General features: G+C 52.0%; 10 protein-coding genes. All 10 read right to left on the reverse strand.

Going from position 1 to position 13,684, the window contains the following annotated elements:
- Positions 1-8: 8 nt before the first annotated feature.
- Entirely contained in the window at positions 9-929 is a 921-nt protein-coding gene (gene truB, locus NNL21_RS04035) for a tRNA pseudouridine(55) synthase TruB (protein WP_204816762.1), read from the reverse strand.
- On the reverse strand, positions 929-1,933 hold the full coding sequence (locus NNL21_RS04040) for a DHH family phosphoesterase (RefSeq protein WP_204816143.1): 1,005 nt from the start codon (positions 1,931-1,933) through the stop codon (positions 929-931). The genes truB and NNL21_RS04040 overlap by 1 nt, the downstream gene beginning before the upstream one ends.
- Positions 1,930-2,286 carry a 30S ribosome-binding factor RbfA gene (gene rbfA / locus NNL21_RS04045; RefSeq protein WP_204816144.1) on the reverse strand — a complete coding sequence of 119 codons (357 nt, stop codon included), beginning with the start codon at positions 2,284-2,286 and terminating at the stop codon, positions 1,930-1,932. Before rbfA ends, NNL21_RS04040 begins: the two co-directional genes overlap by 4 nt.
- A gap of 7 nt (positions 2,287-2,293) precedes the next feature.
- Positions 2,294-5,062 carry a translation initiation factor IF-2 gene (gene infB / locus NNL21_RS04050; protein WP_204816145.1) on the reverse strand — a complete coding sequence of 923 codons (2,769 nt, stop codon included), beginning with the start codon at positions 5,060-5,062 and terminating at the stop codon, positions 2,294-2,296.
- A complete protein-coding gene (locus tag NNL21_RS04060) occupies positions 5,055-5,378 on the reverse strand; it encodes a L7Ae/L30e/S12e/Gadd45 family ribosomal protein (RefSeq protein WP_204816146.1) in 324 nt (107 codons plus the stop codon). The genes infB and NNL21_RS04060 overlap by 8 nt, the downstream gene beginning before the upstream one ends.
- On the reverse strand, positions 5,371-5,682 hold the full coding sequence (gene rnpM, locus NNL21_RS04065) for an RNase P modulator RnpM (RefSeq protein ID WP_309145311.1): 312 nt from the start codon (positions 5,680-5,682) through the stop codon (positions 5,371-5,373). Before rnpM ends, NNL21_RS04060 begins: the two co-directional genes overlap by 8 nt.
- Before the next feature lie 70 nt (positions 5,683-5,752).
- Entirely contained in the window at positions 5,753-6,850 is a 1,098-nt protein-coding gene (gene nusA, locus NNL21_RS04070; RefSeq protein WP_204816148.1) for a transcription termination factor NusA, read from the reverse strand.
- Between the two features lie 69 nt (positions 6,851-6,919).
- A complete protein-coding gene (gene rimP / locus NNL21_RS04075) occupies positions 6,920-7,381 on the reverse strand; it encodes a ribosome maturation factor RimP (protein WP_204816149.1) in 462 nt (153 codons plus the stop codon).
- Between the two features lie 335 nt (positions 7,382-7,716).
- Positions 7,717-12,045 carry a PolC-type DNA polymerase III gene (locus NNL21_RS04080; protein ID WP_204816763.1) on the reverse strand — a complete coding sequence of 1,443 codons (4,329 nt, stop codon included), beginning with the start codon at positions 12,043-12,045 and terminating at the stop codon, positions 7,717-7,719.
- A gap of 189 nt (positions 12,046-12,234) precedes the next feature.
- Positions 12,235-13,683, reverse strand: a complete 1,449-nt coding sequence (proS, locus tag NNL21_RS04085; protein WP_204816150.1) for a proline--tRNA ligase — start codon at positions 13,681-13,683, stop codon at positions 12,235-12,237.
- Between the last annotated feature and the right edge of the window lies 1 nt (position 13,684).

A 13,684-nucleotide genomic window follows, 5' to 3' on the forward strand; every position in this document is an offset into this window, starting at 1 on the left:
GGTCTTCACTATATTTCGGTAGGTGTAAACACCTTCACCGGCTTTAACGAGTCGCTCGCTGTATCGAGTTCGAATAACCCTAGGAACCTGCCATCCTCCGTAAATAATCGGACTAGGCCTTCTTCATCGATCGTTTGCACCATATCAACACAATCCATGGAAATGGTTTTCCCCTGATACGCATGCTTCGCAGTCTCGTGATTAACATTCCCTCTGGGGAAATGATCCACAGCCGTCTCTGCAGGCAGCAGACGCGCCTCCAGGTCCCCGGAAGCGTGAAGCTCCTCGATTTGTTCCAGCGTTAAGCAATGCTCCTTCTTAAAACCGCCCGACATCGTCCTCACCAGCTCCGCCATCGTCGCCGGCAGACCAAGCGCTTGTCCAATATCGACGCACAGTGTGCGTATATAAGTGCCCTTGGAGCATACGACAGAAAATCGGATCTGGGGGTGCGGCTTGTCCAGTTCCATGCTAAGCAGCTTAAGCTCGTGAATGGTAACCTTGCGCGACTTTCGTTCGATAACCTGGCCTTCTCGAGCCAGCTCATAGAGCCGCTTGCCATCGACACGTACAGCCGAATACATAGGCGGAACTTGCTCGATCTCCCCGACGAAGGATTCGAGTACAAGACGAATGTCGGCCTCGGTAACATGTACCTCGGTTAATTCTTCTATGACGGTTCCGGTCATATCCTCCGTGTCGGTTGCAATGCCAAGCTGCAGCACGGCCTCGTACGCTTTGGGACGTTCCTGGACGTATTCAACGACTCTTGTCGAACGGCCGATACAAAGCGGCAGAACACCCGTCACTTGAGGGTCAAGCGTTCCCGTGTGACCGATCCGTTTGACCCGGACAATTCTTCTAACCTTGGCTACGACGTCATGTGACGTCCACCCTGCCGGCTTCCAAACCGCCAAAATGCCGTCCATCATTCCTTCAGCGCCTCTCTTGCCGCGTCAACAACCCGGGTGATTGCATCTGCTATCGGCCCGTCCATACGGCAGCCTGCGGCACGAACGTGACCGCCGCCGCCGAAAGACTGCGCAATGGCAGCAACATCGGCCATGCCCGAAGAACGCAAGCTAACTTTCACCTGGCCATTCTCCGTCTCCTTGAATAGAAGGCCAACCTCGACCCCTTCAACATTGCGCGCATAATTAACGAGCCCTTCCAGATCCTCTCCGGTCGCACCGGTGTCCAGCATGTCGGAATATGGGACATACAACCAGGCGATTCGGTTATCATCTGAGAAAGACAACCGGTTTAGCCCGCGCTGAAGGAGCAACAATTGCGCCTTCGTCATGCGCTCGAGCAGATGATCGGCCAATTCATGCCCGGATACGCCTAATGTCAACATCGTCGAGGCAATATGCATCACCCGAGGTGTTGTATTCGAGTACCGGAATCCGCCAGTATCGGTCAATAGGCCGGTATATACCGCTGTCGCTGCTTCCAGATCCAGCTCTAATCCGGCATACTCGATTAAATCATATAGAATCTCCACCGTCGCTGCCGCGTCGGTCCGAATGAGATTGGACGTACCAAAGGCATCATTCGTTGGATGATGATCGATATTCAGCAGCTGAGCGTCTTCCGCAAACCACTGAGATACAAGTCCAATACGTCGAAAATCCGCACAATCCACTGCTATGATCCGGTCAAAGGTCTGGCTCGCGGTCTCCTCGCTATAATTTATAATAGAAGACGCGGTCTCCATATAAGCCAGACGAGAAGGAACGGCTCCCTCGTTAATGAGAACCGTTCGCTTGCCCAGCTGATGAAGCATCCAAGCCATAACCACAGTGGAGCTGATCGCATCACCGTCTGGCTGAACATGCGAAACGACGAGATATTGATCGCCATCACGCATGAATGCCAATGCAGCCTCCAGCTTCTTTTTATAAGAAACTGGAGGCGTGTGTCCTACCGTCATTGGCTCTTGCTCCCGTTATTGATTTGCTCGAGGATCGTTTCAATTCGGCTGCCATACTCGATGCTGCTGTCGAATTTAAAGATTAGCTCCGGGATATGACGGAAACGAATTCGCTTGCCAAGCTCGGAGCGGATAAATCCGCTACCGCTTCCGAGTGCCTTAAGCGTGGCCTCTTTCTGTTCATCACTGCCAAGCACACTTAGGTACACCTTCGCTTGCGATAGATCGCCCGTAACCTCGACCCCCGTAACGGTAATAAAACCGATGCGGGGATCCTTCAATTCCGTTTGAATAATTTGGCTTAGTTCTTTCTTAATTTGTTCACCGACACGTCCTACGCGAATTTTCGCCATAGGGTTATCACCTCTCTACTTTCTCCATAACGAAGGCTTCGATCGTGTCTCCTTCTCTCATATCATTGTAACGATCAAGCGTAATACCGCACTCGTAGCCTTGAGCTACATCCTTGGCATCGTCCTTGAAGCGTTTCAGTGATTCGATTTCCCCTTCGAATACGACAATTCCGCCGCGGATCAAGCGGGCTTTTGCCGAACGGGTGATTTTTCCCGAAGTGACCATACAGCCTGCGATCGTTCCCACCTTGCTGACTTTGAAGATATTCCGGACTTCGGCTTGGCCAATAACGACCTCTTTAAATACCGGATCCAGCATCCCCTTCATAGCATGCTCAATTTCGTCGATCACGTTGTAAATAATATTGTGCTGACGAATATCAACTTTCTCCTGCTCTGCCGTTGCCAGCGCCTGCGGCTCTGGACGAACATTAAAGCCGATGACGATCGCATTGGATGCCGATGCCAAGTTGATATCGGATTCCGTAATCGCGCCTACGCCGCTGTGAATAATCTTCACGCGCACGCCTTCGATGTCGATCTTAGCAAGAGATCCCTTGAGCGCCTCGGAGGTACCTTGAACGTCTGCTTTAATAATGACGTACAAGTCTTTAATTTCGCCTTCTTTAATATGCTTATACAAGTCATCCAGCGTAACGCGCGAATTCGCGCCGAGCTCGGATTGACGATGTTTAATGGCACGACGGTCTGCAATTGCACGCGCTTTGCGTTCGTCTTCGAACACGAGGAAGGGATCGCCTGCAAGAGGCACTTCCGTCAAGCCGGTAATCTCGATCGGCGTACTAGGTCCCGCTTCTTTGAGGCGGCGGCCTTTATCGTTGACCATGGCCCGTACGCGGCCGAAGCAGTTACCTGCGACGAATGCGTCACCGACCTTGAGCGTTCCGTGCTGTACCAGAATACGGGCAACAGGGCCTTTGCCTTTATCCAGCTCGGCTTCAATGACTGTACCGCGTGCCCGTTTGTCCGGATTCGCTTTGTAATCATTGACTTCCGCAACCAGCAGAATCATCTCAAGCAGTTCTTCCAGTCCCATGCGCTGCTTCGCAGATACATTGACGAAAATTGTGTCTCCGCCCCACTCTTCCGGAACGAGTTCATATTCAGTCAGCTCTTGTTTAATCTTATCCGGATTAGCGTCCGGTTTATCGATCTTGTTCACAGCTACGATAATCGGCACACCAGCCGCCTTCGCATGGTTGATGGCTTCGACCGTTTGCGGCATGACGCCGTCATCGGCTGCGACAACGATAATCGTAATGTCCGTTACTTGAGCACCGCGTGCGCGCATGAGCGTGAACGCTTCGTGACCAGGCGTATCCAGGAACGTAATTTTCTTGTTGTTGATCTCAGCTTGATACGCACCGATGTGCTGCGTAATTCCGCCTGCTTCTCCGGTTGTAACGCTAGTGTGGCGGATCGCATCAAGCAGCGTTGTTTTACCGTGGTCAACGTGACCCATGATCGTAACAACTGGCGGACGTGTCATGAGATCTTCTTCTACGTCTTTCTCTTCAATCGTCTCGAACTGATCTTCCTCTACCGGTATTTTCACTTCGACTTCAACACCGTATTCGGATGCGATCAGCTGGACGGTATCGAGATCGACCTCTTGGTTAATGGTCGCCATAACGCCCAGGAAGATCAGCTTCTTAATAACTTCGGAAGCATCTTTATGAAGAAGTTTCGCCAAGTCGCCGACGGTCATTTCACCGCGAACGATAATTTTCTTAGGCGTGTTATCGATTTTTTCGCGGCGTTCCTGCTGCTGGCCGCCTCTGCCGCGATTGTTCTTACCTCCGCGGTTATTGCCTTTGTAGTTGCTGACTCTTGCATCATCAAAGCGTTTGCCCGCAGGCTTCGTCTTCTTGTTCGACTTCGATGCGTCTTCTCCACCTGTCGTTGGACGGGTATCGAAGGTGCGGCCTTGCGCTCCGCGGTTCTGATCCGATGGACGCGCACCGCCGCCAGGACGGTTCTGTGAAGCTCCTTGACCGGCTGGGCGTTGACCGCCCTGGCCGCCTTGGCCTCCTGGACGCTGGCCGCCTTGACTACCTTGGCCGCTCGGACGTTGTCCGCCGCCTTGACCTTGACCGGCTGGACGTTGACCGCCCTGACCTCCTGGACGCTGTCCGCCTTGACCGGCTGGACGCTGTCCCCCTTGACTGCCTTGGCTTGGACGTTGTCCGCCTTGGTTTTGACTGCGTTGTCCGGATTGACTTCCGGATTGGCCACTTTGGCCTTGACGCTGCTGTCCGCTTTGCTGCGCGGATGATTGATTATTGGATGGCGTATTCGATTTAGTTATGTTCATATTCCCCTGTCGATCCTGGTTTGTATTTTTGTTATCATGGGCTTGCGCCTGTGGTTGACCTTGCGGACTTGCTTGTGGTACCGAACGTGCTCCGCTTTCTTGCGCAGCAGCGTCATTGCTAGGTTGTGGCTTGGCTCCGCCCTGCTGAGCCGGTTTGCGGTCCTGTTGGTTGGATGGACGATTCGTCGTTGGCGCAGATGTAGATACGGTCACGTTCTCTTGTGCACGCTTAGCGGCTGCGCTCGCTTTAATGTCACGGAAGAATCCTTCGACTTTGTGTACCATCTCATTCTCCATCACGCTCATATGATTGTTAACCGGAAGATTAAGACGTTTCAAAATCGTAATGATTTCTTTACTGCTCATATTGAGCGATTTCGCATACTCATAGACACGCAATTTATCTTTATTGTCCTTGCTATTGTCTTGTTGTTTAGTCAATATACTCCACCTCCGAAGATTGGCTTAAGCTCCGTTGTATACTTGACGAAAACCCTGCGTCCGTTACGGCGATAAGCACCCTCTCCGCTTTACCGATGGCGTGACCGAGAACTGCCCGATCAAGCGCTTCGACCACCTTCACGCCGTATGTCCCGCATTTGTCCCGATACTTCTTCTTCGTATTGTCCGATGCGTCTCCGGCTATTATGACAAGCTTTGCTTTTCCCTGCCGTACCGCTTTCAACACCGTCTCGTCTCCCGTTACAAGCTTACCGGCGCGCATCGCCATACCAAGCAAAGACAAAGATTTATTCATCGTCATCATTCCGGTCCTTATTCGCGATGAACGTATCTTCAACTTCGATAAAGTCCTGTTCGAGCTGGTCGTAAATTTCCGCACCCACTGGTTGTTTGAGTGCCCGGTCCAGCGCCTTCGTCTTCTTAGCCAGTTTAAAGCATTCCACTTTCCCGCAGAGATAAGCGCCGCGGCCTGCTTTCTTGCCTGTTAAGTCGATGAGGATCGCTTCCTCGGGCGTACGTACGATACGAATAAGTTGCTTCTTGGGCATCATTTGCTGACATGCTACGCATTTGCGCAAAGGTATTTTTCTTGGTCTCACCATTCATCCCTCCTTCAAAACTTATCGAAGCCAGCTTCGCTTCGTAAGCTACGGCTCTAGCTTGACGCCGCTAGTCGATGGAGACGGAGTCCTGATGCATAGCGCTCATCGGCGACTTAGGCCGGCCGTATTCTTGTTCCGCTTGCGCTTCACTCTTGATGTCGATCTTCCAACCTGTTAGCTTAGCCGCTAGCCGCGCATTCTGCCCCTTGATCCCGATCGCGAGCGACAGCTGGTAATCCGGAACGATTACGCGGGCCATCTTCTCCTGTTCGTACACGATAACCTCGAGTACTTTGGATGGACTCAGCGCATTGGCGACATATTCCTCAACATTCTCCGACCAACGGACGATATCTATCTTTTCACCCTTAAGCTCGGTAACGATGGTTTGTACCCGCATCCCTTTTTGGCCGACGCAGGAACCAACCGGATCCACTTCCTCATTGCGCGAATGCACCGCAATTTTGGAGCGGAAGCCCGCTTCACGGGCAACGGAGCGAATTTCAACTACTCCGTCGTAAATCTCCGGAACTTCAAGCTCGAACAAGCGCTTGAGCAAGCCAGGATGTGTACGCGAGAGAAAAATTTGCGGACCCTTCGTCGTGTTCTCTACTTTCGTAATGAACGATTTCACGCGGTCCCCGTGCTTGAATTTATCCGTCGGCATCAGTTCTGTAAGCGGCATAACCGCTTCGACCTTGCCGAGATCGATGAATAAATTTCGCACATCCTGACGCTGTACGATTCCGTTAACGATATCTTCTTCTTTATCGATAAAGGCGTTGTATATAAGTCCGCGTTCCGCCTCGCGTATCCGCTGCGTTACGACCTGCTTCGCCGTTTGAGCGGCGATCCGGCCAAAGTCGCGTGGCGTTACTTCGATTTCAGCTACGTCATCAAGCTGATAATGCGGGTTAATTTCTCTCGAAGCTTCAACGGAAATTTCCAGCCTCGGATCAAATACTTCATCAACTACGGTCTTGCGGGCATACACTTTAATAACCCCGGTATGACGGTTGATGTCGACCCTAACGTTCTGGGCGGTGTTAAAATTACGCTTATAACTCGAGATCAGTGCAGCTTCGATGGCCTCTAGCAGCACATCCTTAGTGATGCCCTTCTCTCTTTCAATCTCCGATAGTGCTTCAATAAAATCCATGCTCATCGGAATGAGTTCCCCCTTTCGAATCATTTCCTCACTGCAAAGGCGGAAGCGTCAATGGGCATCTCCGTTTTAGAAAACGATAGCCAGACGGGCGCTTGCTGCTTTGGTATAAGGAATCGTATGTGTTTTCTTCCCGACTTCAATGACCATGTTTTCACCGTCGAATGAAATCAGTTTGCCTTCGAATTCTTTGCTCTTGTCGATGGGCTCGTAAGTGGTCACATAGACATGCTTGCCCACGGCTTTCTCCACGTCTTGCGGTTTTTTAAGCGGCCGCTCGGCGCCCGGCGACGAGACCTCGAGAAAATAGGCATCCGTAATCGGATCGTTCTCATCTAGCTTTTCACTCAAAAATTCACTGATTCGGCCGCATTCGTCGATATCGATGCCGCCATCTTTGTCAACGAACACGCGCAGGAAGAAATTGCTGCCTTCCTTGACGTATTCGACGTCAACCAGTTCAAATCCATTGCTGTCGAGAAAAGGTCGCACCGCTTCTTCGACAACGGTTTTGATTTTTGCTGTGTTCAAACTTGTTCCTCCCTACTGCAGCCGTGACCCGGATATGCGCCGAAGACGGTTGTCAGTCTTGAATACAACCCCGATTTCAAATTATTACTGAAACGCGCAGGGCGCTTATGACGCCGTGCGCGATAGCAGACTTCGTGTCTGAGCGTACAGATAAAGCCGATCACACCTAAAAAGGTGCGGACAAAACGTAAAGAGTGGGTTTCCCCACTCTTCTGCGAAAGGTCGTATCATCAGCATTGCCAGAAATATTATACCATAACCATGATGTGGTGACAACAATGAGTTTGTTCTAGACCCTCGCGCCGCGCTTAGTTTATGCATAAAAAATGCCAATGTTAGAACAAGGAAAGCTGATTCGATTCCGGTAATCCGCGGAAGCAGCCCATCGAGGTGAGAACCTCGATGACGGTCTTGGTCGCCTTCGATTTTTGTTGAAAATCTTCGATCGACAGGAATTCCCCATGATCGCGAGCGCCCGCAATATTCCGGGCCGCATTGTCCCCAATGCCCCCAATAGCGGCAAATGGCGGAATTAATGAGCTTCCGTCGACAATGAAGCGCGTGGCTTCCGAACGGTATAGATCAATCGGCTTGAATGTAAAGCCGCGCGCCGTCATCTCGAGCGCCATCTCAAGCAGCGAGACCGAGTTCTTCTCTTTCGGCGTTGCGTTGAAGCCTTTGCCTTCGATCTCGATCAGTTTACGCAGAATGGCATCATAGCCTTGGCAGAGCAGCTCCAAATCGAAATCCTCCGCACGGACGGAGAAGTAGGTTGCATAATATTCAATCGGATGATAAAGCTTGAAGAATGCGGTCCGTACAGCAGAAATGACGTATGCAGCGGCATGCGCTTTCGGGAACATATACTCGATCTTGAGGCAGGAATCAATATACCATTGCGGTACCTTGCACTGCTTCATCTCCTCGATCCATTCCGGCGTAAGCCCTCTGCCCTTCCGCACGCTCTCCGTAATTTTAAACGCCAGCCCCGCGTCCATGCCGGTTTTATAGATCAAGTAGAGCATAATGTCATCCCGGCAGCCGATAACGGTCTTAATCGTACAGGTGCGGTTCTTGATCAATTCCTGAGCATTCCCGAGCCATACACCCGTTCCGTGAGACAAGCCGGAAATTTGCAGGAGATCGGCGAACGATGAAGGCTTCGTCTCCTCAAGCATTTGGCGGACGAATTTCGTCCCCATCTCAGGTACGCCATAGGTGGCGACAGCAGACCGAATTTTCTCCGGCTGCACGCCGAGCGCATCCGTTGAGTTGAACATGCTCATAACCTTCGGATCATTCATCGGGATCGTCGTCGGATCGACGCCGGTCAAATCCTGCAGCATGCGCATCATCGTCGGATCATCGTGGCCGAGAATATCAAGCTTGAGTAAATTTTCCTCGAAGGCGTGGTAGTCAAAATGGGTCGTTTTCCATTCGGCATTGACATCGTCAGCCGGGTACTGCACCGGGGTCACATCTTCAACCTCGATGTAATTCGGTACGACAACGATACCTCCGGGATGCTGCCCGGTGCTGCGCTTGACGCCCGTACAGCCGCCCGCGATCCTTGAAAGCTCAGCGCCCCGCCACTTTTTCCCTTGATCCTCTTCGTATTTCTTGGCATAACCATAGCCTGTCTTCTCCGCCACGGTTCCGATTGTCCCCGCTCGGAAAACATTTTCAGGGCCGAATATTTCTTTCGTAAAGTTATGCGCAACCGCTTGGTACTCCCCGGAGAAATTGAGGTCGATATCCGGAACCTTGTCCCCTTTGAAGCCCAGGAAGGTCTCGAACGGGATGTCCTGGCCCTCCCCCTTGAGCGGCTTGCCGCAGTTCGGGCATAATTTGTCCGGAAGGTCAAAGCCGGACGGATAGCTGCCGTCCAGAAACCATTCGCTATACTTGCATGCTTCATCCAGACAGCTGTAATGGGCCGGCAGCGGGTTAACCTCCGAGATGCCCAGGAAGGTGGCAACGACCGAAGATCCGACGGATCCCCGCGATCCGACCAAATATCCATCCGAATTGGATTTCTTTACCAGCTTCTCGGAAATGAGATAGTTCGCGGAGAAGCCGTATTTGATAATCGGAACGAGCTCCTTCTCGAGCCGCTGGACTACGACATCCGGAAGGGGCTCGCCGTAAAGGCGCTTGGCCGTGTCGTAGCAGGTGTTGCGGATTTCTTCGTCCGCCCCTTCGATAATCGGCGTGAAGAGTCCGTTGTCGCCAGGTCCGCCCTTGCTCGGGAACAATTCGAAAGGCTCGAAGCGGTCGACCAGCTCGTTCGTGTTCTTCACGACGACTTCATAAGCGCGCGCTTCACCCAAAAAGGCGAATTCCGCCAGCATTTCCTTCGTCGTTCTGAAATGTGCGTCTGGCTTCTTGAGATCCTTGAGCGGGCTGAACCCCGTTATGCCATGGATCGTAATATCTCTGAACATCTTATCGCGCGGCTTCAAATAATGGACATTGCCGGTCGCGATGATCGGTTTCCCGAGCTTGTCACCAATTTCGCATACGCGGCGAAGCGCTTGCTCCACCTCTGCACGGCTGCCGACGAGTCCCTTGTCTACCAGATGCATATAGAACCCTACAGGCTGGATTTCCAGAACATCATAGAAACGGGCTGTATCTTCAGCTTCCTCGAATGATTTGTTGAGCACCGCTTCGAAAAACTCGCCCTTCTCACAGCCCGAGATGACGAGCAGACCATCGCGCAGCTCGGTCAGCTTGCTCTTAGGAATGCAAGGAACCCGCTTGAAGTGCTGGGTATGCGACAATGAAATGAGCTTGAACAGATTTTTTTTGCCGGCCGCATTCAATGCATAAATACAGCAGTGGAACGGCCTCGTATTGGAAATATCCAGTCCTACATAATCATTTAACATATGAAGTCCGGTAATGTTGCGTTTGGCGGCATCGCCGATAAGTCCGTATAATACGCCGCCTAGCGCTAAGGAGTCGTCAACGGCGCGGTGATGGCTTTCCAGGCCGACTTTATATTTGTCCGCGAGCGTATTCAAGCGGTGGTTTTTCATGGCCGGGTGGATAAATCGCGCAAGCTCCAGCGTATCGAGTACCGGATTATTAAGCTCCGGCATCCCGATCGCCTTGTATGCCGCTTGTATAAAGCCCATATCAAAACGGGCGTTGTGCGCGACTAGAATCGAATCGCCGATGAACTCCGCAAACTCCCGAATCTTGGGTTCGAGCTCCGGTGCGCCCTTCACCATTTCATTTGTGATGTTCGTCAGCTGTTGAATATGATAGGGAATGTCTTCGTGCGGATCGATGAAGGTGGCGAATCGGTCGATTTCTTTACCTTCCTTCATTTTTACGCCTGCTAACTCGATAATCTTGTTGTTAATGACGGATAAACCGGTGGTCTCGATATCAAACACCACATATACGGCGGTCTGAAGGGGTTCTTCACGCGAGTTCAACACCATCGGAACCGCGTCGTTCACCACGTTCGCCTCAACGCCGTATAGCATTTGGATCCCGTTCTTCTTCGCCGCTTTGGCTGCATCCGGATAGCAATGAACACCGCCATGATCCGTAACGGCAATCGCCTTATGCCCCCATTTGGCCGCCTGCTTGACATAAGCATCAATAGGCGTCACCGCATCCATCGTGCTCATCGTCGTATGAAGATGGAACTCGACCCTCTTCTCCTCCGCATCATCCTTCGGCTCAGGCGGAGCTACCACCTCATGCAGATCGGACGGCATCATCACGAGCTCGGGTTCCATCATAAAGCGGTCATATTCGACCCGGCCGCGCGCCTTGATCCATTTGCCGTTAGAGAGCTGGTTCAGTACCTTGACATCGTCTTTCGTCTTGGCAAACATCTTCATGGCAATCGAATCCGAAAAGTCGGTCACGTTGAACGTGAACAAGGTGCTGCCATTGCGCAGCTCCTTCACATCAAGGCCGAAGACCGTCCCCTGTACGGTAACCTTCTTCTCTTCCTCCAGGACATTCATGATCGGTACAGGCTCTTCACGGATATCATAGCCGACCACAAGGCGGACCTCGCCTTCTTCAACCGGCGGCGCCTCTAACGCGGCGCTGTTCATCATTTGCTCTACAACCTCGCGTTCTGCCTGATCCCGTTTTTGGGCAAATTGCTCATAGAACTCTTGGTTGGATTGCATGACGCTCAGCTTCACGCGACAAGCCCGTTCGAACTGCTGCTGATAGAAACCGATAGCAAGCTCGTCAAGGCGTTTCTTACGCGCCAGCTCCAAGCTCATCTCATCCAGCATGGCCAGTGTAATAAGCCCGTCCTTAACTTCGATCATCGCTTTCCCGAGCCATCCGTTCACCGAAGCGTTCTGCTGCTGAACCCATTCGACGAAAGCCGGCCAATATTCAGTCAAGATATCGTCTGTCTGCACCTGAGCCTCATATTGGACCACAAATGAAACAGAGGCTATATGCGCAAATTTCGCCTGAACGGAACGGCAAAAAACTCCATATGCAGCTAAAGATATTAAAGACGTTTTGCCAATGCAAAACGTCCACTCCCGGTTGTTCCGGCTAACAATTACCTTCTCGATATATCCATCTTTGAAATGTTCGTCTGTCAATTGCTGCGGCAGCTCCGCCTGCTTCATCAGAAGCTCGAAGCGATGCCGTTTTTCCCCGGTGTGGCTCATCATTTCCTCCCCCGAAGTAAGTATAGAGACGTCAACAGACCCGCTGCTCTTCTCTGGAAGCAGCGGCTCGCCGTTCCATGGCGGGAAATTTTGCTGATTCCCTGGCATTTATTGAATTAGATTTCATTCGATAAGGCAGAAAAAGCGGTGCCGCGATTCTCATCGCGGCGCCTCTACCTGCTCTATTAATTAGTACGCTCTTGCAAATACGACGGTGTGCTCTGCTTTCTCGCCGCAAACGAGACATGTGGTTTTCTTCTCCAACGGCTCGAACGGAATATTGCGGCTGGTTGCGCCTGTTTCTTCTTTCACTTGCTTCTCGCAAGCGGCAGAGCCGCACCAGCCTGCCAGCGTGAATCCGCGCTTCTCTTCCTGCAGCGATTTCATCTCGTCCAGCGTTTCTACCGAATTCGAATGATCGGAGCGGAATTGGCCAGCCCGCTCAAACATATCGCGGTGGATCTCTTCCAGCATCTTTTCGATTTCAGCTACGATATCGCTTTGGGCGACGACACGCTTCTCGCCGGTAATCCGGGAGACGAGAACAGCTTGTCCATTCTCCATGTCTCGAGGGCCGAGCTCCATGCGGATCGGCACGCCGCGCATCTCGTACTCATTAAACTTCCAGCCGGGGCTGACATCGGCGCGATCGTCTACCTTGACACGAACCCCCGCCTTCTTCAGCTCTGCATACAGCTCATCCACCCGGGCAATCACCTGTTCACGCGTCTTCGGCGGTCCGATCGGAATCATCACCACTTGCGTAGGAGAAATCTTCGGCGGGAGCACAAGGCCGCGATCATCGCCATGAACCATGATGAGCGCGCCAATCAAACGAGTGGATACGCCCCATGAAGTGGTGTGCGCGAATTGCAGAGTATTGCCGCGGTCGAGATACTTAATATCGAAGGCAACGGCAAAGTTGGTACCCAGATAGTGCGATGTCCCCGCTTGCACGGCACGCCCATCCTTCATCATCGCTTCGATAGAGTACGTATCCACAGCGCCTGCAAATTTCTCAGATGGCGTTTTCTGTCCGACTATGACGGGAATCGCCAAGAAGTCTTCAACAAATTCGCGATAGATGTTCAGCATTTGCATCGTTTCTTGACGCGCTTCCTCTTCATTCTCATGAGCGGTGTGGCCTTCCTGCCACAGAAACTCGCTTGTACGCAGGAATGGCAGCGTCCGCTTCTCCCAACGGACAACGTTCGCCCATTGATTAATGAGGAGCGGGAGATCGCGATACGATTGGATCCATTTCGAATACATGTGGCCGATGATCGTCTCCGAGGTTGGACGAATGGCAAGCCGTTCCTCGAGCTTCTCACCGCCGGCTTCCGTTACCCAAGGCAGCTCCGGATTAAACCCTTCAACGTGCTCCTTCTCTTTCTGAAGGAAGCTTTCAGGAATAAACAGCGGGAAATAGGCGTTTCTATGGCCCGTTTCTTTGAAGCGGCGGTCCAGCTCGCGCTGTATGTTCTCCCATAGCTCGAAGCCCTCCGGCCTGAACACGATACAGCCGCGAACCGGCGAGTAATCCATGAGGTCCGCTTTTTTGATTACATCAATGTACCATTTCGAAAAGTCTTCGCCCTGTGGCGTAATTTCGGTCACAAATTGTTTATCTTTCGACATG

Source organism: Paenibacillus mendelii, assembly GCF_024498075.1.
In the GTDB taxonomy this organism is placed as follows: Bacteria; Bacillota; Bacilli; order Paenibacillales; family Paenibacillaceae; genus Paenibacillus_Z; species Paenibacillus_Z mendelii.

Bases quoted from the DNA above. Each gene is read 5' to 3' on its own strand.
- proS (WP_204816150.1), bottom strand. From the start codon at position 13,683: ATGTCGAAAGATAAACAATTTGTGACCGAAATTACGCCACAGGGCGAA.
- NNL21_RS04060 (WP_204816146.1), bottom strand. From the start codon at position 5,378: ATGAATAAATCTTTGTCTTTGCTTGGTATGGCGATGCGCGCCGGTAAG.
- rbfA (WP_204816144.1), bottom strand. From the start codon at position 2,286: ATGGCGAAAATTCGCGTAGGACGTGTCGGTGAACAAATTAAGAAAGAA.
- NNL21_RS04080 (WP_204816763.1), bottom strand. From the start codon at position 12,045: ATGAGCCACACCGGGGAAAAACGGCATCGCTTCGAGCTTCTGATGAAG.
- NNL21_RS04040 (WP_204816143.1), bottom strand. From the start codon at position 1,933: ATGACGGTAGGACACACGCCTCCAGTTTCTTATAAAAAGAAGCTGGAG.
- nusA (WP_204816148.1), bottom strand. From the start codon at position 6,850: ATGAGCATGGATTTTATTGAAGCACTATCGGAGATTGAAAGAGAGAAG.
- truB (WP_204816762.1), bottom strand. From the start codon at position 929: ATGGACGGCATTTTGGCGGTTTGGAAGCCGGCAGGGTGGACGTCACAT.